The organism is Pseudomonas sp. NY15372 (assembly GCF_048068215.1).
Lineage (GTDB): Bacteria > Pseudomonadota > Gammaproteobacteria > Pseudomonadales > Pseudomonadaceae > Aquipseudomonas > Aquipseudomonas guariconensis_A.
In genome coordinates this window covers 164,652-187,311 of the sequence record NZ_JBLUPY010000001.1, presented here as the reverse complement: position 1 = coordinate 187,311, position 22,660 = coordinate 164,652, and the positions used below count along the sequence as shown (strand labels likewise).

The following is a 22,660-nucleotide window of genomic DNA, read 5'->3' as shown; positions in this document are numbered from 1 at the left end:
TGGGTTGGCCAGATATCCTCCGGATGCGGTATTAATGGATACTAAGTACGCTACCTGGGCACCACAAATAGCGTGTTCGGATAGTTGCCATATCACTTCGGCATAGCCAGAGACTGCCCATGACCTTGAAACAGCTGCGTTATCTCATTGCCATTGTCGAGGCTGGCAGTTTCTCCAATGCCGCACGTCGCGCGTTCATCGCTCAACCCGCCCTGAGCCGGCAGATCGGGTTGCTGGAGAACGAGCTGGAAATGCAATTGCTGGCGCGCCAGCACGACGGCATAGCGCTGACCGATGCCGGGCGCCAGTTGTACGAAGTCGCCCGGTCGGTGATCCAGAAGCTCGATTCGGTCAAAGACGAGCTCAAGTCCAGCCGGGGCAACCCCATGGGCCATGTGGCGATCTCCATTCCCGCCACCGCGTCGGCGTTGTTGCTGCCAGCGATCATTACCCATGGGCAGTCGAAATTTCCCGGCATCAAGCTGACGGTCTGGGATGGGCTCAGCCGCGAAGGTGGCCAGGCGATCGAGCTGGGCAAAGTGGATTTCGGTGTCGTGCCCAATGCCGAGGAACTCGACCATGTGATTGCCGAGCCGGTGTTTACCGAAGACCTTTACTGGGTAGGTACACCCGGGCATTGCGGCGACGCTTCGCCGATCACCCTGGCCGAGGCCGCGGCAACGCAACTGGTGATGCCACCCCGTGCCCTGCACCTGCGTCGACGGGTCGAGCAAGCAGCGATGGAGGCCGGCGTCGTCCTGGACTCCAGTTATGAGCAGCAGTCCGCGCCAGGGATCAGCAGCCTGGTACGCGCGGGCCTGGCGGCGACCATCAGCAACTGGCCTCCGCTGGTGGAACTGCTGGAGCCTACCTGCGCCCGTTTGATCGTGGAGCCACGCATCACCCGGACCATCTCACTGGCGCACTCGCAACACAAACCTCTGTCGTTCGCGGCTGCATGCATGCGTGACCTGGTCAGGGGCTTGCTGATCGAAGCCGTACGCAACGATCAGTGGAAAGGCAGCTTGATCGAACGCCAGGCCGAATACGAATCAGGCCTGGCGGTAGAGCCCTGACTGCCATGCAGTGGGCACTGCTGGCGCCTCGCGCTCAGGTATAGGGCTGGTCGACCCGTACCTGGATGCCTGGCTCTTTGCGATGCAACCGTCGTAGGGTCTTTTGCGGGTCCATCCAGAACAGCCCGACCAGACCCGCAATCACCAGAACCGCGCCACACACCAGAAACCCTTGCGCGTATCCTGCCGGGTGTTCGGCACCGGCCCCCTGCACCAGCAAGCCCGTCATTACCGGCGCGGCCATGCCGGCCAGCGAAGCGATGCCGTTGCCGATCGCCAACACCCCGCCACGTTGGGTACCTGGCGTGAATTCGGCAAGCATCGCAGGCCCCACCGAATACATCACCAGTGCCAGACCACCGCTCAAGGTCAGGCTGATGATCCGTACGGTGGTGGACAGCCCTGGCAGGAACAATGCCGCCGCCAATAACCCACTGACGATCAGGCAAACCGACACGAATGCGCCACGCGACCAACGCGACACCAACCCGCCACGCAGCAAGCGCTGCGACAGCCAGGCCATGAACAGGCTCAACGGCGTCGTCACCACCACGAACAGTACGAACATCTTACCGGTCATGATCGCGTCGATGCCCAGCCCAATCTCCAGGTAGCTCGGCACCCAAGTCAGGGTCAGCGCCAGCGACCAGTTGGCCGCGAAATGGCACAGGTAATTGCTCAGCACGGTGCGATCGCTGAGTAACCGCCCATATGGCACATGCTCATCGTCCACCTTCAGCTGGCCGGGGCGAATGCGGTCCAGTGTGCCCTCTCGCCCCAGCCATAACCACAACAGGCACCACACCGCACCGATCACCGCCAGGACGATGAAGTTCATGCGCCAACCATAATGCAGGCTGATCCAGGGAATCATCGCGCCGGCCACCAACAGCCCCAGGGCACTGCCGGTATGCAGGAGGGCGACCGGCAAGTTGCGCCGGTCATTGGCGAACCATTTGTACAAGGCATGGGTGGCCACCGGCGATGCCGGCCCTTCGCCGATGCCCAGCAATACCCGGCAGGCGACAATGGCCCAGAGCGAGCTGACGAACAGCATCGGCAATTGAATCAATGCCCAGAACACTCCCATGCCCAGCAGCAGGGTGCGCGTAGGGCGACGGTTGGCCATGAAACCGCCGATGACGGCAGAAACGGCGAATAGCCAGTGCAGGGCCCCTGCCACCAGGCCGAACTCGGTAGGTGTCAGACCCAGCTCCTTGGACATGGGCACTGCCACCAGGCCGATCACCACCTTGTCGAGGAAATTCACCAGCATCAAAAAAGCCAGCAATATCGCAATCATCCAGGCCGTGCCCGGGCGCGCGGAAGTATCAGTCATGATCGTCTCTCTTATTGTTCTGATCGAGATGTCCGGCCAGGTATGACCGGACCTACAAGGGGGCGCGCTAGTCAGGCATCAGTATTCCCTTGGCGATGGTATTGCGCTGGATCTCGCTGGTGCCGGTCAGGATACGCATCATACGCGTCGCACGGAAAATCCATTCCACCGGATGGCCACGCAACAGCCCGGCGCCCCCATGGATCTGAACGGCGCGATCAGCGATGCGGAATGCCGCTTCGGAAACGAACAGCTTGCACATCGAGGCCTGGGTGCGGATATCGCCACCTGCGTCATTCAGCGCCGCCGTGGCATAGACCATGCTGCGCGCTGCATGCAGCTCAGTGGCCATGTCGGCGATCATGTGACTGATCGACTGGAACATGGCGATCGGCTGGCCGAACTGTTTGCGCGTGCGGGCGTAGTCGACCGACAAGTTCAGCGCCAGCCCGGCCAACCCCAACAGCGTTGGACAATGCAGCAGGCGGTTGAGGGTAATCCGCCCCATCGCCAGCTTGAACCCTTGCCCCTCTTCGCCGATGCGGCTGGCCACCGGTACGCGGACGTCATCCAGCAAGATATCGCCATGCGCACCGCCGCCGGACATCACCGCGTAATCGCTTTCGACCCGCACCCCTGGCGCCTTGAGATCGACGAAGAAAGCAGAAATTCCCTGGGTGCCACGGCCCGGCCCGGTGACGGCCAGCAGCACGGCGACATCGGCATAAGGTGCGCCGGAGATGTATCGCTTGCTGCCGGTGAGCAGGTAATGGTCCCCGTCACGGCGCGCGACGGTCTTGATCGCCGAAGCATCGGAGCCCGCCTCGCTCTCGGTCAGCGCGAAGCATACGGCTTTTTCGGCGCGACACACCGGTTGCAGGAAGGACTCGACCTGCCAGGGGCTCGCCACTTTGAACAGGTGGCCGATGCGCGGCGGGCCGGACAATTCGCCGAGCACATGGGGTGCCAGCATCGAGCCGGTCAGCACCGTGGCCTCTTTGACCGCACACAGCTCGGATGCACTGAGCCCGGCACCGCCCAGCGCTTCAGGCAGCATGATGTTGTAGAAACCCTGTTCGCAGGAACGTTGCCAGACCTGCCTGAGCACCCCATAGGGGTGCGGTTCGGCCCAGCTCAACCCCTCACGTTGTTCCAGGGGTATGATCTCGTCACGGATGAAACCACCGATAGCCTCGATGATTTGGCTAGCCTTCTCGCTTGGCTGATACATGATGTGCTCCTCGAGTCAGATGCGGCGTTCGCTGTGTTGCCAGTACGCATCGCGGACCAGGCGGCGCACCACCTTGCCGTTGGGGTTCTTGGGCAGTTCGCTGACGAAGTCCACGGCACGAGGTTTCTTGAACCCGGCCAGGGTCTGTGCGCAGTGGTCGATGATGTCGCGCTCGCTGAGCACCATGCCAGGCTTGAGCACCACGACCGCCCGCACCGCCTCGCCCCACTGTTCGTCCGGCACGCCGACCACGGCGGCTTCGAATACCTGCGGCAAGCCGTACAGCACCTGCTCGACTTCGGTCGGGTAGATGTTGAAGCCACCGGAAATGATCATCTCCTTCTTGCGGTCGACGATGAACACGTAGCCCTGCTCATCGACCGTGGCCAGGTCGCCGCTGAGGTAATAGCCGTCGCGCATCACTTCGGCAGTGAGCTGCGGAGCACGCCAGTAGCCCTGCATGATGTCCGGGCCTTTGACGACGATTTCGCCTATCTCGCCTGGTCGCACGTCCTGGAAATCCTCATTGACGACCCGCAGGTCCGTCTCGAAATAGCAGCGGCCGCATGACGCCAGGCGACGAAAGTCACCGTCCTCGCACAAATGGTCCTGTTCGGTCAGCACCGTGACCAAGGAGCAGGTTTCGCCTGCGCCGTACCCCTGCGCCAGGATCGGCCCGAATACTTCGATGGCGCGCTTGACCAGCGCCGGGGCCATCGGCGCGGCTCCGTACATCACCAGCCGCAGGCTGCTCAGGTCGAAACGTTCGACCCCAGGGAAGTTCACCAGCCGATTGATCATCGCCGGCACAAGGAACAGCCGGGTGACACGCTCGCGCTGGATGGTTTCCAGCAACAGCTGGTCGTCATAGCGCTCCAGAAGCAGGTTGCAGGCACCCACCGCCAGCAACGGCATGAGCTGCATACCGCTGGCATGGGTAATGGGGCCGACGTGGGCCATCACATCGCCGGGCGCTGCGCGACGGGTGGGGCTGGCAATACTCTTGCGGATCAGCGCCTTGCGGTTGCCGACACTGAGCATCGCTGCCTTGAGCACGCCCGAACTTCCCGAGGTGTAGTGCAGCACGGCCAATGCGTCATCGTCAGGGTCACAGGCAATGGGCTCGGCGCTACCCTGACGCAGCAGTGCCGGGTAAGCGACATCACCGCCCTGCTCGCCCAACGCGACGATCAGGCGCAACGCCGGCACCGCCGCGCGTCGCTCGATGAGGGCCTGGGCGAAGGACGGTTCGGCGATCAGCGCGACACTGCACGAGTCGTTGAGAATCTGGATGACTTCGTCCAAGGACAGACGCGCGTTGACCGGCACCTTTACCATGCCGGTCTTGTAGAAAGCGATCTCCGCCTCCACCAGTTCGACCCGGTTGGCGGCAAGGATAGCGACGTGTTCGCCAGGGTTGATGCCCTGGGCCAGCAGCGCAGAGGCCAGTTGGTTGGTGCGCTGTTCGAGCTGGGCGAAGGTCAGGCGGGTGTCGCGATCGATCACGGCCAACCGCTCTGGCCAGTACCTTGCACTTCGACTGGTTATTTTTCCGAGGTTCACGTTGTTGTTCTCGTCGACAGTAAAGACCGAGTCGATGCTAAACAGCGTGGACGTGGAGCGAGTAATACCAGTTGTTGATGCGAGCTATAGCGGTTTTAGCTGGATGGTTGCACACGATGATGCCGGGCAAGCGTGGCCCATGCTTGCCTGAGACGCAGAGCATCTCGCCCCTCTACAAAGCGTTTGGCGTATCCACGTCGCGCAGCACACCCTCATCGTCCACCGCCACGGCGACACAATGAGCTGGGTTCGCCCGGACCACCCGACGAGCCCCTTCATCACCCACCAGCTTCATCAGCGCTGGCCAGAATACGCGACCGAACACCACTGGATGCCCCTGCCGCCCTGCATGCTGAGGCAATACGATGTTCGACGCCGAGGCCGCCTCGGCCAACCGACGCAGGGTCGCACAGCTGATCCATGGCATGTCCCCCAGCACGACCGCGACCGCCTGTGCAGAGCTGTCGCCCAAAGAGGCAACGCCTGCCGCCAGGCTGTGGCCCATGCCCAACGCAGCATCGGAGCTGTGCACCACCGAACAGCCTTGCGGCAGGCCCAGGTCCTGGGCGCACTCGCCATCACGCAGCACCACCCGCACTTCGTCGAACACCGCCAGGGCGTGCTCGACGCTTTGCCCTAGCACGCTGGTCCCTTCTGCCAGGGCGGCACGACGCTTGTCACTGCCAAAGCGCGCGCTGCACCCGGCCGCCAGGACCAGCGCAACGACCGTCACAGCGCCTCGCGGGCGATGCCGCTACGGGTACGCAGGATATCGGCGAGCACCGCCAAGGCGATTTCCGCTGGTGTCTTGCTGCCCAAGTTCAGCCCGATGGGCGCATGGATGCGGGCCAGCTGCCCCGCGTCCAGGCCACCGATGCGTTGGAGACGCTCACGGCGTTTGTCCGAAGTGGTGCGCGAGCCCATCACACCGATATAGAACGCCTCGGTGCGCACCGCCTCGAGCATCGCCAGGTCATCGATCTTCGGGTCATGGGTCAACGCCACCACCGCCGTATCGCCATGGCAGCCGCCATTGGCGATGAACACCGAAGGCAGCTCGCGGCGGACCTCGATGCCATCGAGTACCACGCCTTCGAGCACCTCGTCGCGGGGGTCGCAGAGGATGACCTCGAACCCCAGCCCCTTGCCGAACTCGGCGCAGAAATGCGCGACGCTGGAATACCCCGCCAGCAGCAGGCGCTGGGCCGCGCCCACCCGCAGGCGAACGGTGTCGGTGTCGTAGACCACCCTGGGGCCTTGGCTGTGATCGTCGTCGAGCCGGCGCTGGCCATTGCGCAGGTCCACGTGGCGAAGCAGCCGGCGCTGACCAAGCAGCGCCGACTCCAGCTCACGCAAATGCGCCTGAACCAGGCAATCGGCAGGCAGGTTCTCCACCAGCACATCCAGTACGCCACCGCAGGGCAGGCGGATGTTCGAACGTGTGTCGCTGCCATCGCCGTAGCGCACCACGGTGGCAGGCGCTGCGAACTCGCCTTCGGCGACCCGTGCGAGGAAATCTTCCTCGACACAACCACCGGACAGCGAACCTACCCACTGCCCGCGATCGTTGACCGCCAGCAGCGAGCCCGGCGCACGGGGCGCCGAGCCGTAGGTGAAGAGCACGCTGCACAACCAAACACGCTGGCCGGCGCCAGACCATTGCAAGGCCTGGCGCACCACTTGCAGGTCAAGATGCTGCACGGCTCACTCCGCGCTCAGGTGCGCAAGCTGCTGCGCACTGAGGTCGCCCGGCAAGCCACCCCAGGCTTCGCGCAGGTAGTTGACCAGGTCGGCGACCTGCTGGTCGTCGAGCTTGTCGGCAAAGCCCGGCATCGGCTGCATGCGCTCGAAGCCGGTGAACTGCTGCTCACGGATGCCTTCGAGAATCACCTTGGCCAGGTTGCGCGAGTCGGCCTGGCGCAGCACGGTATTGCCTTGCATGGCCACCGCGATGTGCGGCTTGCCCTCGCCTTCGACGCCGTGGCACCCGGCGCAGACGTTGAGGTACTGCTGGCGGCCACGCAGGGCGCTTTCGCCAAGCTTGTCCACCGGTACTGCTTGCACCACCTTGGCCGCTGGCGGCTGGTCGCCCAGCAGGTAGGTGGCCATCGCGGCCAGGTCGGCATCCTCCAGGTGCTGCGTACTGTGGTGCACCACCGGGAACATCTCGTTGAACATGCTGCCCTGGGCACTGATGCCGTGCTTGAGGAAGGTGGTCAGGTCCGGCTGGGTCCAGCCACGCTCGGCCAGGTCCTGGGCCAGCAGGCTGGGCGCCAGGTAGCCGCCGAGCAGGCCGCCGGTCAGGCGCTTGTCCTGCTCCAGGGCGCCGATGCTGTTACGCGGGGTATGGCACTCGCCACAGTGGCCAAGCACTTCCACCATGTACTGGCCGCGCTGCCAGGCCTCGCTCTTGCCCTCGGTGGGCTGCAGCTGGACGCTCTTGCCATACAGCATGTTCCACCCGGTAAGGCCCATGCGCACGTTGAACGGGAAGCTCAGGCTGGTTTCAGGTGCCGGCCGGTTGATCGGCGGCACCGTCATCAGGTAGGCATGGATCGCATCGGCGTCTTCACGCTTGAGCAAGTGGTAAGAGGTATAGGGCATGGCCGGGTACAGGTTGGCGCCGTCCTTGCGCTTGCCCTCGGTGAGGGCAGCGAAGAACTCGTCGCTGTTGTAGTCACCGACGCCGTACTGCTTGTCCGAGGTGATATTGGTGCCGTAGATGGTGCCGAACGGCGAATGGATCGGCAGGCCACCGGCGAACGGCGCCCCACCTTTGGCGGTGTGGCAGGCCATGCAGTCGGCCGCCCGAGCCAGGTACTCGCCGCGCTTGACCAGGGCTTCGTCAGCCGCCTGGGCACCGAGCGACAGAACCGCGCCCACGGCCAGGGCGAGGCCGGAAAGAACTCGCAGCATGCTCAACCCTCCTTGACCAGGCCGAGGTCGCTGAGCACCTCGCGGGTGGCGTCGTAGTAACGCACGTACCCGGTGCAGCGGCAGATGTGATGGCCGAGGCTGGCTTCGATGGCGCCTTCCAGCTCGCTTTTCTTCAACGGCTGGCGCTGGGCCTTCTCCACCAGCACGGTGGCGGCGTTGACGAAGCCTGGTGCGCAATAGCTGCACTGGAAAGCGAAGCGGTCGACGAACTTCTGCTGGATCGGGTTCAGTTCGCTGAGGTTGCCGGCCTCGTCATGCTTGGCATGGCCTTCGATGGTGCGCACTTTCTTGCCTTCGAAGTAGTGCGCGCCGGTGATGCAGGTGCGCACTTCCTCGCTGGTGCCGTCGGGGTTGTCGACGATGACCACGCAGGCGTGGCAGATGCCCTGGCCGCAGCCCAGGCGCGAGCCGGTGAGGTTTTGGTATTCGTGCAGGTAGTCGATCATCGCCAGGTCCTCGGGGACCTCGGCCGGACCGACGGGTTGACCGTTGAGGGTCATCTGGAGCGGACGGTTAGCCATTGAGGGCCTCCTTGACGCGGGCTGGAGTGATGGGTAGGTCGCGAACACGCTTGCCGATGGCATGGGCCACGGCGTTGCCGATGGCACCGACCACCGGGATCATCACCACTTCGGCGATACCCTTGGAAGGGTCGGTGGGCGACAGTGGTGGCAGGATTTCGCTGGTCTGCTTCCAGACTGCCACGTCCTTGGCCATCGGCAGGCGATAGCGGTTGAAGTTCCAGTTCCCCTCGCCCGGGCCGCCCTCGTACAGCGGCATCTCTTCGGTCAAGGCATGGCCGATGCCCATGGCGATACCACCTTCGAGTTGGCCCTTGACCAGTTCCGGCACCAGCACCCGGCCGCACTCCACCCAGCTGTGGTGGTTGAGCACCTGGACCTCGCCACTGCCTTTGTTCACCTTCACTTCCACCAGCGTGGCCACCGGGCTGTAGTAGGTCACCATGGCATTGTTCAGCTGGGTGGCCGGATAGGCCGCGTTCTGTCGGTCCAACAGGTGGTAGCTGGCGCTGTTCATCTGCGCCTTCTTCGCGTTCGGGGCACCGTCGCCGTACTTGACCGCCAACGCATCGAGCGGCAGGCGCTCGCGTACGCCGTCGATGACGAAGTCGGCTTCAGCCCAGCTCCAACGGTTGAACGCATGCACGCTGACGCCGGTGACCAGGCCCATTTCATGGGCCTTCTTCGCCAGCTCCGCGAACGGGATGGGCGACAGGCCGTTGCCGGTAAGCTCGCCGTTGACCCATACCGCGTTCTCGCGGCGTACCACCAGCGGGTTGGCCTGGCCGCCAAACGGGCCCTGGCGCCAGAGCGAAAGCGCCGCTGGCCACAGGCCGTGGTTGAACAGCACACGCGCCGCTTCACGGGTGGCATGGCTGAAGTAGAAAGCCGAGTTGGTGGCCGATGACGGCGAGGCCAGCTTGCCGACCCAGCGCGGGTCACGCAGCGCGGCGTCCTGCTCGGCCTGGCTCATCAGGTAGGGGTTGCCGCTGGTGGCCAATTTCAGTTCCGGCCATTCGGTTTCTGCGGTGGTCACCTCGTCGGCCGGGCGCCCCAGGAAATCGCTGACCACGAACGCCTGGGAGGTCGACATGCCAGTGCCCAGCTCGGTGCCGATGTGGCGCAGGCTGATACGGCCATCAGCGGTGAACTCGATGCTGGCCATGGGTGCTTCGGCACCGGTGCCGAAGTCTTTCTGGCAGATGGCGAAGCCGACGCCGTACCAGTTGTGCGGGTCCTTGGCTTCCATCGCTTTCTTGTGCGCGTCGCGGTTCTTCCACACCTCGTGGGCGCTGGCCTTGTCGAGGATCTCGTGCAGGCGCAAGGCACCGGCGGGCACGGCGCCCTGGGTGTTCTTCATGCCCGACTTGAGCGCGTTCTTGCGACGCAGCTCGATGGCGTCGACGCCGAGGCGGTTGGCGACTTCATCGACCATCATCTCGGTGGCGGCCATGCTCTGCAGGGTCCCATAGCCACGCATGGAGCCGGCTTCGACACCCCGTGAGTGGTAGACGGTCACCGCCAGGTCGCTCTGCGGCATGTAGTAGATCGACTGCGCGGCGGTGGCCCCCACTGCAGCCACCGACGGGCTGTAGTTGATGCGCCCGCCCCCGTCGACGCTCATGTCGGCGCGGAAGATCTTGAAGCTCATGTCGTTCTTGTCGACGGCCAGCTGGTAGCGGATGTCGAACGGGTGGCGCTTGATGCCGCTCTGGAACTGCTCGTAGCGGTCGTTGGCCAGGCGGATCGGCACACCGGCCCCATACAACGCAGCGACGGCGGCATAGAACACGAAGATGTTGTTGTCCTTGGAGCCGTAGCCGACGGTGTAGCCGGGGTGCATGTTCAGATTGTTCAGTGCGAAGCGCGACGGCTTGATCATGTGCACGCATTCCTGCGCCACTTCGAACGGGCACTGGGTAGCCACGACGAAATGCAGGGTGCCGGTGGCCGGGTCGTACCAGCCGTTGCCGTTGTCCGGCTCCAGCGCTGCGGGCTCGATCGACGGGGTCTTGTAGCGCTCGTCGAACAGCAGCCAATCCTGCGGCGGCTGCTTGAGCTGCTCATCCATGCGCTGGGCGTAGAACATCCCCTGCTCGGTCAGGGTGCCGTGCTGCTTGGGCTCGGCGGTCCACACCGGTTTGCGCGCAAGGATGGTGGGGAACAGCATGGAGTTCTTCAGGCTCGAGAAGATGTCCTCATCGAACGGCGTCTGGCCGCCGACCCGCACGAAGCGGAAGCTGCCATAGGGGTCACGCTGGTACAGCGGCGCCTGGGCGCCATAGCGGATCGCCTTGTCGTTGAACTGCAGTTTGAGCTTGGCCTGGCGGAAACGCTCGAAATCGTGCCAGATCAGGATCGCCACGGGGTGGCCGATGAACATTGGCACCTTGCCAGGCGGCAGCAGAGGATCCGGCGAATGGGCCTCGGGCCAGGCAATTCCGTCCTTTTCCAGGTCGGCAGCGGTGACGACACGGTCCGGCTGCAGGTCGGCGCCCAGCCACGCCAGGTCGTAGCCTGCATAGATGCGGTCGGCCTTGGTGGTCTTGAGCAACAGGGCGTGGCCCTGCTGCTGGGGCCAGCCGGGCATGTCCTTGGCGCGGATGTCGCGGGCGAACACTTTGTTGCCGCACACCTTGGACAACGCATCGTTACGAAAGCGCGCCTTGCCATCATGGCTCATCCACTTCTGCGGCGAAGTGGTGACACTGTTTTCCATCAGGGCGGCGAACGCCGGGCTGCCGAGCGGCGCGAGAGTCACCCCCACGCCAGCGATCACGCCGCCTTGCAGGAAGGCGCGCCGGGAAATATCACGGTTGGTCATGCTTCATCCTCTGGGCAGAGCGAGCCTGCCCATGACGTATTCTGGTACTTGATAGCTCGGAGGGCGGAATCATTGACGTTCCGAAAGCAGGTCGGAGTGGGGACCACAAAAACTGACCTTGGCGTCAAGTTTAACGCACTCACCGCGCGCCTGGCAAAGTCAAGCGGGCAACTTGTCGCGCCTACGTCATTGCGCCGAGGCGCGGTGCGGCTACCGGCTAGCGCTTGCACCGCGCCAATACCACTTGGCAGGTGTTGGGCGTACCGCCGGATCGGCCGGCGTAGCGGATGCAATTGTTGAGAGATTTCTGCCGGGCGATGCCCAGGCTCGCGCCCCAGGCCAGGCCGCCTTCGCCCGCCGTCGGCAGCGCCTTGGCGAAGCAGTTCGAGCCTTGGGTGGCGGCGGCGTAACGCATGGTGCTCGCTTTTCGGGTGCAGCCGGCGGTGGCGGCCAGGCTGATGACAAGCAACGCACATAGGCCCCAGGAGGCGACTTCAGAAGGTGTCTTGGCCCACATGCTGCTACTCCAGCGTTCAGAAACAGGGCAAGGCCGGTGCGCCCGGATAAGGCATTCAAGCAGCTTCGAACGCAAGCGAAGCCCGTTTGAAGTAAAGCAGGCACAGCAATACCTGCAACGCCAAAATGGCCCATGCAGGGGCATTTTCGGACCCTGCCCTGGGGGAACACATTTGAGAATTTTCGTCACGGACGGTACGGTTGTTGGTTCCTTCGAGCTCGCCAGCCTCGGCAACGGCGTTCATTCAAGGTGCTAACCTTGGAAAATGCTTGCGTGCCTAGCTGCGCTTGCAATGTTTAAAAAAGGAGAAAACTGCCGCAATGACTGCAGCCGCAAAACCCAGGAGTACCCTCAACCCCCCCGTCTTCTACAGCAGCGCCATCCTTATCTTTCTGCTCGTTCTGTACGCCACGGCATTCCAGGAGCATGCCCAAACACTGTTCGAACAGGTCCAGGCCTGGATCGTCACCAATGCCAGCTGGTTCTATATCCTCACCGTGGCGCTGGTATTGATCAGCGTGGTGTTCCTCGCCGTCAGCCGCTTCGGCGACATCAAGCTGGGCCCCGACCACAGCGAACCGGACTACCGCAAGAGCACCTGGTTCGCCATGCTTTTCTCCGCCGGCATGGGCATCGGCCTGATGTTCTTCGGCGTAGCCGAACCGGTCATGCATTTTACCAACCCTCCGGTAGGCGATCCCGGTACCGTAGCCGCCGCGCGCGAAGCCATGAAGATCACCTTCTTCCACTGGGGCCTTCATGCCTGGGCGATCTATGCCATCGTCGCCCTGATCCTGGCTTACTTCAGCTTTCGCAACGGCCTGCCCCTGACCTTGCGCTCGGCCCTCTACCCGTTGATCGGCGAGCGGATTCACGGGCCGATCGGCCACGCCGTGGATGTATTCGCCATTCTCGGCACCGTGTTCGGTGTGGCGACCTCGCTGGGCTACGGTGTGCTGCAGATCAACAGCGGCTTGCACCATGTGTTCGGCCTGCCGGTGAACTCGACGGTCCAGGTGATCCTGATCACCGTCACCTGCGCCCTGGCCACGCTGTCGGTGGCCAGCGGGCTGGACAAGGGCATTCGCATCCTTTCCGAGCTCAACCTGGGCCTGGCCGTGGTGCTGATGCTGTTCGTGCTGCTGCTCGGGCCAACCGTGTTCCTGCTGCAAACCTACATCCAGAACACCGGCGCCTACCTCTCGGACATCGTCAACAAGACGTTCAACCTCTACGCCTACGAGCCCACCGACTGGATCGGCGGCTGGACCTTGCTCTATTGGGGCTGGTGGTTGTCCTGGTCGCCCTTCGTCGGCCTGTTCATCGCGCGCATCTCCCGAGGCCGAACCATCCGTGAGTTCGTCTGTGGCGTGTTGTTCGTACCGGCAGGTTTCACCCTGCTGTGGATGACCGTGTTCGGCGACTCGGCGATCCACATGATCCTCAACGACGGCGTGAAAGAGCTGACGACGGTGGTCGGCCAGGACAGCTCCCTGGCGCTGTTCGTGTTTCTCGAACACTTCCCGTTTTCCAGCATCGTTTCGCTGGTCGCCGTGCTGATGGTCGTGGTGTTCTTCGTCACCTCGGCCGACTCCGGGGCACTGGTCGTGGACATGCTGGCCTCTTCCGGGCAGGGCCATTCGCCGCTGTGGCAACGCATCTTCTGGTCGGTGAGCATTGGTGCGGTCGCCATCGCGCTGCTGCTGGCCAACGGGCTCAAGGCGTTGCAGACCGCAACCATCGCCAGTGCACTGCCCTTCGCGGTCATCCTGCTCACCGCGATCTGGGGCTTGTTCAAGGCCTTGAACCTGGATGCGACACGCCGCGGCCTGCGCAACCAGGCGCTACCGGCACCTCGGCACACCCGTCAACCCCATGGGGGTTGGCAACGACGCCTGCGCAATATCGCCATGATGCCGCGCCGGGCTCATGTCACACGCTTCATCGCCGAGGTGGTCAAGCCCGCCTGCGAAGAAGTGGCCGTCGAGCTGCGCAAGCAAGGCTACGAAGTCACGGTGAACGAACGCGACGACGGACGTGTGACCCTGGAACTCTCCCATGCCGGCGAAGGGCGGTTCCTGTATGAAGTACGCCCGCGTGCCTTCAATACACCCAGCTTCGTCATGCGTGACACCGAGGACGCGACCGATGCGCGCAAGTACTTCCGCGCCGAAGTGCACCTGCGCGAAGGCGGCCAGGACTACGACATCATGGGCTGGGGGCGTGACGATGTGATTGGCGATATCCTCGATCAGTACGAGCGCCACCTGCATTACCTGCACGTGGTCAGGTGACATTCGCCTTGCTGGGCCACCCAGCGCGGTTCCCGCTCCGGGCGCCTCGCCGGGCGGTTCGCACGGAACTATGCCGGGCGCTGGCGCCAGGAAACGGTATAAGGTTCGGCTGAAATTTTCTGGAGCCTTTGGTCGATGGACAACTTCGTGATCATTTCCGGCTGCTCGGGCGGCGGCAAGTCCACGCTGCTGGCTGAGCTCGAGCGACGCGGCCATGCCGTGATCGAAGAGCCCGGGCGGCGTGTGGTACAGCAGCAGCTGCGCGAACAGGGCCAGGCGCTGCCCTGGCTCGACCTGGTCGGTTTTCTGCACCGGGTGATGGACATGGCCCAGGCCGACTACGCGTCGGCTGCGCAGAAAAATGCGCAATGGGTGTTCTTCGACCGTGGCATGATCGATGCCGCCGCGGCCCTGGAGCGCCTCACGGGCGAGCCTGTGCTGGCGGCCGCGGCCGAGTCCTGCCGTTATCGCCGGCAGGTATTCCTGACGCCGCCTTGGCCTGAGATCTATGTGCAGGATGCAGAACGGCGCCACGGCATGCAGGCTGCGCTGGAGGAATTCGAGCAACTGCAGGGCGTCTATCCTGCCCTCGGCTATCAGGTATCGCTGCTTCCCAGAACCTCTGTCGCCGAACGCGCCGACTTTTTGCTGCGCGCATTGGCCGGCCACTGAAACACCGCCCGTCGAGGGCTGGTGGGCGCCGGCTCGCCGGTGAATGGGCGGGTGCGAAACCGTCTCAAATCACATTTCGACCTGGGTACCCAATTCGATCACCCGGTTGAGCGGCAACTGGAAGTACTTCAGGTTGCTGTTGGCATTCTTCAGCAAGAACGCGAACAGTTGCTCGCGCCACCGCGCCATGCCCATGCGCCGGGTGGCGATCACCGTCTCGCGGCTAAGGAAGTAGGTGGTGCGCATTGGGCTGAAGTCCAGCCCTTCACGCTGGCACAGGCTCAAGGCCAGCGGTACGTCGGGCTCCTCGATGAAGCCGAAATGCAGTGTGACGCGGAAGAACCCTTCGCCGAAGGCCTCGACCTCACAGCGTTTGTCGGCACTGACCCGAGGCTCGTCCTCCGACACCACGGTCAGCACCACCACCTGCTCGTGCAACACCTGGTTGTGCAATAGGTTATGCAACAACGCATGCGGCACGGCATCGGTACGGGCACACAGAAACACGGCCGTGCCCTGCACACGATGGGGCGGCTGGGCCTGCAGGCTGGCGATGAACAGATCCAGCGGCAGCGCAGCTTCATCCAGGCGCTCGACGATGATCTTGCGCCCGCGCTTCCAGGTGGTCATCAGGATGAACAGCGCCACCCCAGTGACAACCGGGAATGCCCCGCCCTGCAGGATCTTCGGTGCATTGGCGGCGAAATACAGGCTGTCGACCAGCAGGAAGCCCAGCAGCATGGGGATGGCCAACCAGCGCGGGGTTTTCCACGCCAGCAGCACCACCGCGGACGACAGCAGCGTGGTGATCAGCATGGTACCCGTCACCGCCACACCGTAAGCCGCCGCCAGTGCGCCCGAAGACTCGAAACCGATCACCAGCAACACTACGCCGACCATCAACGCCCAGTTCACCGTACCGATGTAGATCTGCCCCTGCTCCTCGCTGGAGGTGTGCTGGATGAACATGCGCGGCACATAGCCCAACTGGATGGCCTGGCGCGTCAGCGAGAAGGCACCGGAAATCACCGCCTGGGAGGCAATGATGGTGGCCAGCGTGGCCAGAGCGACCATCGGCAGCAACGCCCAGCCAGGGGCCAGCAGGTAGAACGGGTTACGCACCGCCTCGGGGTTGCCGAGGATCAGCGCTCCCTGCCCGAAATAGTTCAGCACCAGCCCCGGCAGCACCAGCATGAACCACGCCCGGGCGATGGGCCTGCGGCCGAAATGCCCCATGTCCGCATACAGCGCCTCGGCGCCGGTCAGGGCCAGAACCACCGCTCCCAGGATAGCTACGCCCACGCCTGGGTGCAGGACGAAGAAACGCACCGCCCAGGCCGGGTTGAGCGCCTGCAGCACCTCGGGCCGCTGCACGATCCCGTGCACACCTAGCGCACCCAGCACGACGAACCACAGCACCATCACCGGCCCGAACAGGATGCCGATGCGCGCGGTTCCGTGCTTCTGGATCAGGAACAGTGCCACCAGCACGATCAACGAGAGCGGCACGACCCAGTGCCCGATCCCGTCGAAGGCAAGCTCCAGCCCCTCCACCGCCGAAAGCACGGAGATGGCCGGGGTGATCATGCTGTCGCCGTAGAACAGCGCCGCACCGAACAGGCCCAGCAGCACCAGCACCCGGCTCAGTTGCGGATAGGGCGCCGCAGCCCGCCGCGCCAGCGCGGTCAGGGCCATGATGCCGCCCTCGCCCTGGTTGCTGGCGCGCAGGATGAACAGGACATACTTGACCGACACCACCCAGATCAACGACCAGAACACCAGCGACAACACGCCGAGCACGCCTTCCGGGGTGGGCTGCACGCCATAATGCCCGGCGAACACTTCCTTGAGCGTATACAACGGGCTGGTGCCGATATCGCCATAGACCACGCCGACAGCGGCGACGAGCAGGCCAAGGCCTGTGGTTTTCGAAGAGGGGGAATGATTCGCAGCAGTCGCGGCTTCGCTCACGGGTGACTTCTCTGGGCAGACGGTAAACCGCGCTAAGTATCGCTTCACGCCATCATTTGAGCCGTAAAAAGCGCGTAAAGATCGCGCCCTGGTGGACCCGCGTGCCGATCCTGCCGACACGCGGATACCCTCGGCCCGCCCTCACCCAGCGATCGAGCGGTACCGCTTGACCCGGTACATCTCGCCATCGGCATGGCTGAGCAAGGTATCGGCATCCTCGCCATCGCCGGGGTAGCAGGCCACGCCGATGCTGCAGGACGGCATCTTCAATCCGCCAAGCTCGCCACCCAGCGGCTCGGCCATGGCGGCGAGGATCTGCTCGACCTTCTCGTAGACGGCGCCGTGGGCTTCAATGTCCGTCAACAACACGGTGAATTCGTCGCCGCCCATCCGCGCCACGGTGTCGGTCTCACGCATGCAGCCCTCCAGGCGCCGGGCGACCGCGCACAGGACCCGGTCGCCGATGGCATGGCCGTGAACATCATTGATGCCCTTGAAATCATCGATATCCAGGAACAACAGCGCCAAGGTGCTGCCGTGGCGGCGCGCCGCGCGCAGGGCTGCGTCCAGGCGCACATTGAACACCGAGCGGTTGGTCAGCTTCGTCAGCGGGTCGTGGTGAGCCAGGAACCGCAGCTCCTCCTCGGCCTGGGTCAGGGCCGTCACGTTGCGCGCGACGCCGATCCGTGCCCCCACCTCCTCCGACCAGCAGGCCGCCCACAGAATGTGCACGATAGCGCCATCCTTGCGAATGTAGCGGTTGCGAAAATCGATGTGGGACTGGCCGTTCATGACACGGATGATCGACGCACGGGTCGCCGCCAGGTCGTCCGGGTGCATGTACTGGGTGATGGGCGTGCCGACCAACTCCTCGGGCAGGTAGCCCAGCAGCGCCTGGCAAGCATCGCTGACGAACACGATCTGGTTGTCCCGATCGACCACGAAGACCGTATCCAGCATCAGGTGGATCAGCCGTGGGTACAGCGCTTGCAGGTCAACGGGCATAGGTCGGCGGGGTCCGATTCATACGGGCTTGAGCATAGCCCGACGGCGAAGGTGTGTGTGTTCTAGTGCATGTGGCAAGGCCGCGTCAAGCCGGCACCGACGCTTGCAATCGGATGCCATGAGCGTTTCGGTAATGATGGCTGAGCGAAGCGGTGGCGGTGCCCCCTGGGGCCCTATGGCTCAATGACGGCGAGCCTGCGCCCGGTGCAGGCCTTCGTGCCCCCAACAGACGAGAACAACAAGATGACTTGCACACCCCGCCTGCTGCCCCTTTTGCTCTCCATAGGCCTTGCCAGCGCGAGCTTCCCGAGCCTGGCCCAGGTTAGCGCGGATGAAGCCGCACGCCTGGGTAACGACCTGACCCCGATGGGGGCCGAGAAAGCAGGAAATGCCGACAACAGCATCCCGGCCTGGAGCGGCAAATGGCGCGGTACGCCACCTCATGTCAGCTTCGCCGGCACCGGCCATAAGCGTCCCGACCCCTACGCCGGGGAAAAGCCGCTGTTCACCATTACCGCGCAGAACATGGCCGAGCATGCCAGCCGCCTGTCCGATGGGCAGAAAGCCTTGTTCAAGCGCTACCCGCAAACCTATCGGATCGTCGTCTACCCCAGCCACCGGGATTTCCGCTATTCGCAGGAGGTGGAACACAACATCCGCTACAACGCCCTCAATGCGCAGCTCGTCAATGACGGTTACGGCGTGACCAACGCCTACGGCGCCTCGCCGTTCCCGGTTCCGAAAAACGGCTATGAGCTGATCTGGAACCACAACCTGCCCAGCCGCGCCTGGAAAGAAGAAGCCACCTACCTGATGGCGCTGACCTTCTCCAACCAGAACCGAGTATTCGAGAAGGTCCGCTACCAGATCCTTTCGCCCTGGGACAACCCCAGCGGCAAGGCCGAAGCCTACGACGGCATCCAAGCCTACGCGATGATCAGCACCCTGGAGCCGACCCGCAAGAAAGGCGAAATCATCCTCACCAACGAATTCAGCAACCCGGTCGCCCAGCCCCGCCAGAGCTGGCAGTACATCCCCGGTACCCGGCGCGTACGACGCGCGCCCACGGTCGGCTATGACACGCCCTATGGAGTGGGAGGCTTCCGGGTGATGGACGAGGACCGCCTGTTCAACGGTGCCCCAGACCGCTACCAATGGAAGCTGGTGGGCAAGCAGGAAATGTACATCCCCTACAACAACTACACGCTAGATGACCCCGACCAGCCCCTGGACACGCTGCTCACCGAGCACGGCCACCTCAACCCCGATGCCGTGCGCTATGAGCTGCACCGTGTCTGGGTGCTGGAGGCCGAGCTGCGCCCCGGCAGCCGACACACATATGCCAAGCGCCGCCTGTACCTGGACGAGGACAGCTGGACCGCCGCGCTCGCCGACAACTACGACGCCAAGGGCCAGCTCTGGCGCACCAACGTGCAGACGTCGGTCTATGCCTATGAAGTCCAGGCCTTCCACGCGCGGGTCGCGGTATTCCACGACCTGATCGCCGGTTCGTACCTGGTGGACCGCCTGGTCAACGGCATGGGCGCCACCGCCCGGCTCAATGATGCGCGCTTCGATGCGGGCTACTTCTCCGCCGGCAACCTGCGCAAGCTCGGCCAGTGAAACCACGCGGCCCCGGTCGGGTGATGGAAGATCGCCCGGCCGGGGCCGCTTTTTATGCGACAGCCTGGTGGCGAGTCAGTCGCCGTCCGCCACCTGCAGGACCAACTTGGCCTTCGCGCCGCCATGCTGCAGCAGGTCGTGGGCGCGGGCCACCTGTGCCAATGCCAGGATTTGGATGCGCGGCGTGCGCACCTGCCCTTCGGCCAGCAAGGCAGCGATGCGGGCGAGGTTGGCACCGCTGGGCATCTTGCTGTAGGTAACGGCCGTGCGCAGTCCGCGCTGGGCCGCTGCGGCATGGTCAGGGCCGGCATCGCCTTCGGCCAGGGTCAGAATCGCCACCAGCAGCCCGCCAGGGCACAGCATGTCCAGAGCGCCCGGCAGGCTGGCGCAGCCCACGCAATCGAGGATCAGGTCCACGCCTGCGGGTGACCACTGCTTCACAGCGGCCAGGATATCCTGGCTGCGGTAATCGATCGCCTGGTCGCAGCCCAGCGCCTCGACATAGCCAAGGTTCCCTGCACTACAGGTCGCCACGACCTGCGCCCCGGCGGCCTTGGCGAACTGGATGGCGAAGGTCCCGACAGCCCCAGCCCCGCCATGCACGAGCACCTTCTGCCCGGCCTGCAACCCACCATCGTCGAACAGCCCGGCCCAGGCCGCCAAGGCCGGGGTCGGTACCGACGCAGCCTGGGCGAAGCCCAGGCCCTCAGGGATGGGCACGACAGAATCCTGCCTCACGCAGCAATACTCGGCATAGCTACCCCAGTTGCCGGCCCCCACATCACTCTGCGCGAACACCCGCATCCCAGGAGTGAAACCTGTAACGCCCTCGCCCACCGCCACTACGGTCCCGGCCAGATCGAAGCCCAGGACGAACGGGAAACGGTAGGTAAGAAAGCCCTCCAGGTAGCCTTCGCGGCACTTCCAATCGGCCGGGTTGACCCCGGCGCATTGCACCCGTACCAGTACGTCATCGGGGCCCGGTAACGGCTGGTCGAGCGTCGCGAGGCGCAACACCTGCGAGGTTCCCAGTTGGTCAATCACTACAGCGCGCATCGCAACACCTCTCTTTGTGTCCTTGCTTGAAAAACAACGGCGACCTAGGTCGGTCGCCGCGCGATGGCTGCATCACCGGCCGTATCAAATGCCCAGGGGCTCGATGGCAGGGTGCGCCCATTCGGGTATGGTCGCGGCCGGCAGCCTGCTCCGAGCGTCCAGCGTGTGCACGGGCAACTGATGTGCCAGGGGAAAATGCAGGCTGTGGGCTACCAGGCCGGTGCGCTTGTGGGCCGGCAGCTGGCACAGGGCCAAGGCGGTTTCGACCAGGTACTCGACAGGCTCGGTGGGATAGTCCTCGGGGATATACCGCCCCCCGCCCGGGGTACGGATAGCGGTGCTCGGCCCCACCGAATTGACTGCGATGTTGTCGGCCTCGAGCTCCGCGGCCAGCCCTTGAGTGAAGCGGTTTATGGCTGCCTTGGCCGCCGCGTAGACGGCAATCCCGCCGAAGCGCTCGAAATCTTGGAAGGGCCTTTGGGGCGGCAAGGCCGTGACCGAGCCCAGGTTGAGGATCCAACCCGCACCTCGGGTGCGCATCAGCGGGATGGCCGCCTGGCTGAGCACGAACGGGATCCGCAGGTAATGGTCCAGGGTGCGCTCGTACACCGCCATGGGCATGTGTTCGACACTGTCGTATTCGGCGTACCCGGCATTGTTCACCAGGATGTCCAGGCCGCCTGCCACCTCGGCAGCCCGCGAAACCAGGCTGTCGCGCTGGGCCGCCACTTCGAGGTCCGCAGTCAGGACGATTGCCTGGCCACCGGCTTGGGTGATCAGCTCGGCCGTTTCGGCCAAAGAGCCTTGCACGCCGGACGTGGGTTCGAGCGTACGCGCGCTAATCACCACCGTGGCCCCTTCGGCAGCGAAGCGTTGGGCGATGGCACGGCCGATACCACGGCTGGCACCGGTGACGAGCGCGACCTTGCCGGCCAGCAATTGCGTTGTTTCAGTCATGGCTGTTCCTTGCGGTCAGGGGAAAGCGGACGGGTCAGGAGGCTGCTGGCCAGGGGGCAGAAGGCATGGGAAATGGCCTCGACGGCCCACTCGGGGCATTCCGGGTCGAACCAGCGGTCCACCCAACCCCAGTGGAAGGGGTGGGTCAGGTATTCCCCCTGGAGGTCTTCGAGGCGAGCGAACTCCTGCTGCCAGACATGGGTCCAGCGGCCCGGGCAGCGGACCCGGCCCAATTGCCAGTTGCCGATGCCTTGCATGTAGGCCGGCATGCGCAGCAGGTCCCGCTCCAGGGCTTCGACGATGGCTGGGCTGCGGCCCTCACGCAGACGAAACAGCAAGGTGCGCCAGGTACCGTCGCGTAGCCCGGGTGCTCGCTGGCCGCCGGCCACACGCTGATAGGCCACCCGGTCCACATGGGCCAGGCCGGGCAGCTGTGACAGGCAAGCCTCGGCGTTCTCTTGGAAGGCGTGGCTGGCAAAGCACAGATCCAGGGTGAAATCGCCGCTCCCCCAGCTGCCGGGCAGGTTTTGCCCCAAGTTGAAGAAGACCAGGCCAGGCAAAGCCTGCAATTGGTACCGCAGTCGCGCCTCCAGAGTGCTCGCGGCAAAGCCCGACGCCAAGTACAGCTGCACGGTTTCATGCCACATCGTCAGACTCCTGCGCAGTGGCCAAAGGCTGGCCTGCGTCTCCTAGCACATGCCGAGCACGCTGCTGGCACACGCCATCGACGACATTCCAGAACGCCAGCACTTGGGCATCGGCGCCCAGGCGCATGCCGTAGTAGCCCCACACATCGGGTACCTGCCATAGCAACCAGAGGCGGTTGGCCTCGCCAGCGACAGCCACCGGCGGCGACACCCAGCGCTGCAGCAAGGTCAGCCCACGGGCGGCGCTGTGCGGTAGGTAGAGCGCGTCCAACGCCTCGAGCACCGCTGGGAGCTGCTGGGGCTCGAGCAGGATTTCATCCAGGATCTGGATCATGACTTGCCCATCCTCTGTTCAGGTGACAGGCTGGTGCGATTCCACAAGCGAGTGACAGCGATGCCCATGTTCCGGGTACTCCGCGAAAGTTGC

The 22,660-nt window shown here is 64.2% G+C and carries 20 protein-coding genes; 4 read left to right on the top strand and 16 right to left on the bottom strand.

What is annotated here, in order from left to right; genetic code table 11:
* Positions 1 to 119 precede the first annotated feature (119 nt).
* Entirely contained in the window at positions 120 to 1,076 is a 957-nt protein-coding gene (locus ACNFG0_RS00840) for a LysR family transcriptional regulator (protein WP_196143159.1), read from the top strand.
* A 34-nt stretch (positions 1,077 to 1,110) separates the two neighbouring features.
* On the opposite strand, the gene ACNFG0_RS00835 is transcribed toward ACNFG0_RS00840, so the two are convergent.
* The 10 genes from ACNFG0_RS00835 to ACNFG0_RS00790 form a co-directional block, all read right to left on the bottom strand.
* A complete protein-coding gene (locus ACNFG0_RS00835; protein ID WP_416763868.1) occupies positions 1,111 to 2,379 on the bottom strand; it encodes an MFS transporter in 1,269 nt (422 codons plus the stop codon).
* Positions 2,380 to 2,482: 103 nt separating this feature from the next.
* Positions 2,483 to 3,646 carry an acyl-CoA dehydrogenase family protein gene (locus tag ACNFG0_RS00830; protein WP_416763784.1) on the bottom strand — a complete coding sequence of 388 codons (1,164 nt, stop codon included), beginning with the start codon at positions 3,644 to 3,646 and terminating at the stop codon, positions 2,483 to 2,485.
* Between the two features lie 15 nt (positions 3,647 to 3,661).
* On the bottom strand, positions 3,662 to 5,209 hold the full coding sequence (locus ACNFG0_RS00825; protein ID WP_416763783.1) for an AMP-binding protein: 1,548 nt from the start codon (positions 5,207 to 5,209) through the stop codon (positions 3,662 to 3,664).
* Between the two features lie 172 nt (positions 5,210 to 5,381).
* A complete protein-coding gene (locus ACNFG0_RS00820) occupies positions 5,382 to 5,942 on the bottom strand; it encodes a nucleotidyltransferase family protein (RefSeq protein ID WP_196143162.1) in 561 nt (186 codons plus the stop codon).
* Positions 5,939 to 6,910 (bottom strand): XdhC family protein, encoded by a 972-nt coding sequence (locus ACNFG0_RS00815; RefSeq protein ID WP_416763782.1) that lies wholly within the window; start codon positions 6,908 to 6,910, stop codon positions 5,939 to 5,941. Before ACNFG0_RS00815 ends, ACNFG0_RS00820 begins: the two co-directional genes overlap by 4 nt.
* Before the next feature lie 3 nt (positions 6,911 to 6,913).
* A complete protein-coding gene (locus tag ACNFG0_RS00810; protein ID WP_416763781.1) occupies positions 6,914 to 8,125 on the bottom strand; it encodes a cytochrome c in 1,212 nt (403 codons plus the stop codon).
* Positions 8,126 to 8,127: 2 nt separating this feature from the next.
* Positions 8,128 to 8,667 carry a (2Fe-2S)-binding protein gene (locus ACNFG0_RS00805; RefSeq protein ID WP_084858839.1) on the bottom strand — a complete coding sequence of 180 codons (540 nt, stop codon included), beginning with the start codon at positions 8,665 to 8,667 and terminating at the stop codon, positions 8,128 to 8,130.
* Positions 8,660 to 11,491, bottom strand: a complete 2,832-nt coding sequence (locus ACNFG0_RS00800; protein WP_416763780.1) for a xanthine dehydrogenase family protein molybdopterin-binding subunit — start codon at positions 11,489 to 11,491, stop codon at positions 8,660 to 8,662. The genes ACNFG0_RS00805 and ACNFG0_RS00800 overlap by 8 nt, the downstream gene beginning before the upstream one ends.
* A 217-nt stretch (positions 11,492 to 11,708) precedes the next feature.
* Positions 11,709 to 12,008, bottom strand: a complete 300-nt coding sequence (locus tag ACNFG0_RS00795) for a hypothetical protein (RefSeq protein ID WP_196143166.1) — start codon at positions 12,006 to 12,008, stop codon at positions 11,709 to 11,711.
* A gap of 55 nt (positions 12,009 to 12,063) precedes the next feature.
* On the bottom strand, positions 12,064 to 12,252 hold the full coding sequence (locus ACNFG0_RS00790) for a hypothetical protein (protein WP_196154422.1): 189 nt from the start codon (positions 12,250 to 12,252) through the stop codon (positions 12,064 to 12,066).
* Between the two features lie 76 nt (positions 12,253 to 12,328).
* On the opposite strand from ACNFG0_RS00790, the gene ACNFG0_RS00785 reads away from it, so the two are divergent.
* Together ACNFG0_RS00785 and ACNFG0_RS00780 are read left to right on the top strand one after the other, a co-directional pair.
* On the top strand, positions 12,329 to 14,302 hold the full coding sequence (locus ACNFG0_RS00785) for a BCCT family transporter (protein WP_196143168.1): 1,974 nt from the start codon (positions 12,329 to 12,331) through the stop codon (positions 14,300 to 14,302).
* Between the two features lie 135 nt (positions 14,303 to 14,437).
* A complete protein-coding gene (locus tag ACNFG0_RS00780; RefSeq protein WP_196143169.1) occupies positions 14,438 to 14,974 on the top strand; it encodes an AAA family ATPase in 537 nt (178 codons plus the stop codon).
* 69 nt (positions 14,975 to 15,043) lie between these two features.
* Here the strand turns inward: ACNFG0_RS00780 and ACNFG0_RS00775 are convergent, their stop codons facing one another.
* Both ACNFG0_RS00775 and ACNFG0_RS00770 read right to left on the bottom strand, forming a co-directional pair.
* Complete coding sequence (locus ACNFG0_RS00775) at positions 15,044 to 16,945, bottom strand: potassium transporter Kup (RefSeq protein WP_416763779.1); 1,902 nt, start codon at positions 16,943 to 16,945, stop codon at positions 15,044 to 15,046.
* 141 nt (positions 16,946 to 17,086) lie between these two features.
* Complete coding sequence (locus ACNFG0_RS00770; RefSeq protein WP_416763778.1) at positions 17,087 to 17,950, bottom strand: diguanylate cyclase domain-containing protein; 864 nt, start codon at positions 17,948 to 17,950, stop codon at positions 17,087 to 17,089.
* A 243-nt stretch (positions 17,951 to 18,193) separates the two neighbouring features.
* On the opposite strand from ACNFG0_RS00770, the gene ACNFG0_RS00765 reads away from it, so the two are divergent.
* Positions 18,194 to 19,573, top strand: a complete 1,380-nt coding sequence (locus ACNFG0_RS00765) for a DUF1329 domain-containing protein (RefSeq protein ID WP_196143172.1) — start codon at positions 18,194 to 18,196, stop codon at positions 19,571 to 19,573.
* Positions 19,574 to 19,648: 75 nt separating this feature from the next.
* On the opposite strand, the gene ACNFG0_RS00760 is transcribed toward ACNFG0_RS00765, so the two are convergent.
* The 4 genes from ACNFG0_RS00760 to ACNFG0_RS00745 all read right to left on the bottom strand — a co-directional run bounded on the left by ACNFG0_RS00760 (position 19,649) and on the right by ACNFG0_RS00745 (position 22,567).
* On the bottom strand, positions 19,649 to 20,629 hold the full coding sequence (locus ACNFG0_RS00760) for an NADP-dependent oxidoreductase (protein ID WP_416763777.1): 981 nt from the start codon (positions 20,627 to 20,629) through the stop codon (positions 19,649 to 19,651).
* Positions 20,630 to 20,713: 84 nt separating this feature from the next.
* Complete coding sequence (locus ACNFG0_RS00755; RefSeq protein ID WP_416763776.1) at positions 20,714 to 21,586, bottom strand: SDR family NAD(P)-dependent oxidoreductase; 873 nt, start codon at positions 21,584 to 21,586, stop codon at positions 20,714 to 20,716.
* The gene (locus ACNFG0_RS00750) at positions 21,583 to 22,233 is read right to left on the bottom strand and encodes a Dabb family protein (protein WP_416763775.1); all 651 of its coding nucleotides are present in this window, start codon (positions 22,231 to 22,233) and stop codon (positions 21,583 to 21,585) included. Before ACNFG0_RS00750 ends, ACNFG0_RS00755 begins: the two co-directional genes overlap by 4 nt.
* Positions 22,223 to 22,567, bottom strand: a complete 345-nt coding sequence (locus ACNFG0_RS00745; protein WP_416763774.1) for a hypothetical protein — start codon at positions 22,565 to 22,567, stop codon at positions 22,223 to 22,225. The genes ACNFG0_RS00750 and ACNFG0_RS00745 overlap by 11 nt, the downstream gene beginning before the upstream one ends.
* Positions 22,568 to 22,660: the final 93 nt, after the last annotated feature.

Excerpts from the sequence above, each read along its gene's own strand:
- ACNFG0_RS00840 (WP_196143159.1), top strand. The coding sequence starts at position 120 with ATGACCTTGAAACAGCTGCGTTATCTCATTGCCATTGTCGAGGCTGGC.
- ACNFG0_RS00835 (WP_416763868.1), bottom strand. The coding sequence starts at position 2,379 with ATGATTGCGATATTGCTGGCTTTTTTGATGCTGGTGAATTTCCTCGAC.
- ACNFG0_RS00830 (WP_416763784.1), bottom strand. The coding sequence starts at position 3,646 with ATGTATCAGCCAAGCGAGAAGGCTAGCCAAATCATCGAGGCTATCGGT.
- ACNFG0_RS00810 (WP_416763781.1), bottom strand. The coding sequence starts at position 8,125 with ATGCTGCGAGTTCTTTCCGGCCTCGCCCTGGCCGTGGGCGCGGTTCTG.
- ACNFG0_RS00805 (WP_084858839.1), bottom strand. The coding sequence starts at position 8,667 with ATGGCTAACCGTCCGCTCCAGATGACCCTCAACGGTCAACCCGTCGGT.
- ACNFG0_RS00800 (WP_416763780.1), bottom strand. The coding sequence starts at position 11,491 with ATGACCAACCGTGATATTTCCCGGCGCGCCTTCCTGCAAGGCGGCGTG.
- ACNFG0_RS00795 (WP_196143166.1), bottom strand. The coding sequence starts at position 12,008 with ATGTGGGCCAAGACACCTTCTGAAGTCGCCTCCTGGGGCCTATGTGCG.
- ACNFG0_RS00790 (WP_196154422.1), bottom strand. The coding sequence starts at position 12,252 with ATGAACGCCGTTGCCGAGGCTGGCGAGCTCGAAGGAACCAACAACCGT.
- ACNFG0_RS00785 (WP_196143168.1), top strand. The coding sequence starts at position 12,329 with ATGACTGCAGCCGCAAAACCCAGGAGTACCCTCAACCCCCCCGTCTTC.
- ACNFG0_RS00780 (WP_196143169.1), top strand. The coding sequence starts at position 14,438 with ATGGACAACTTCGTGATCATTTCCGGCTGCTCGGGCGGCGGCAAGTCC.
- ACNFG0_RS00770 (WP_416763778.1), bottom strand. The coding sequence starts at position 17,950 with ATGCCCGTTGACCTGCAAGCGCTGTACCCACGGCTGATCCACCTGATG.
- ACNFG0_RS00765 (WP_196143172.1), top strand. The coding sequence starts at position 18,194 with ATGACTTGCACACCCCGCCTGCTGCCCCTTTTGCTCTCCATAGGCCTT.
- ACNFG0_RS00760 (WP_416763777.1), bottom strand. The coding sequence starts at position 20,629 with ATGCGCGCTGTAGTGATTGACCAACTGGGAACCTCGCAGGTGTTGCGC.
- ACNFG0_RS00755 (WP_416763776.1), bottom strand. The coding sequence starts at position 21,586 with ATGACTGAAACAACGCAATTGCTGGCCGGCAAGGTCGCGCTCGTCACC.
- ACNFG0_RS00750 (WP_416763775.1), bottom strand. The coding sequence starts at position 22,233 with ATGTGGCATGAAACCGTGCAGCTGTACTTGGCGTCGGGCTTTGCCGCG.
- ACNFG0_RS00745 (WP_416763774.1), bottom strand. The coding sequence starts at position 22,567 with ATGATCCAGATCCTGGATGAAATCCTGCTCGAGCCCCAGCAGCTCCCA.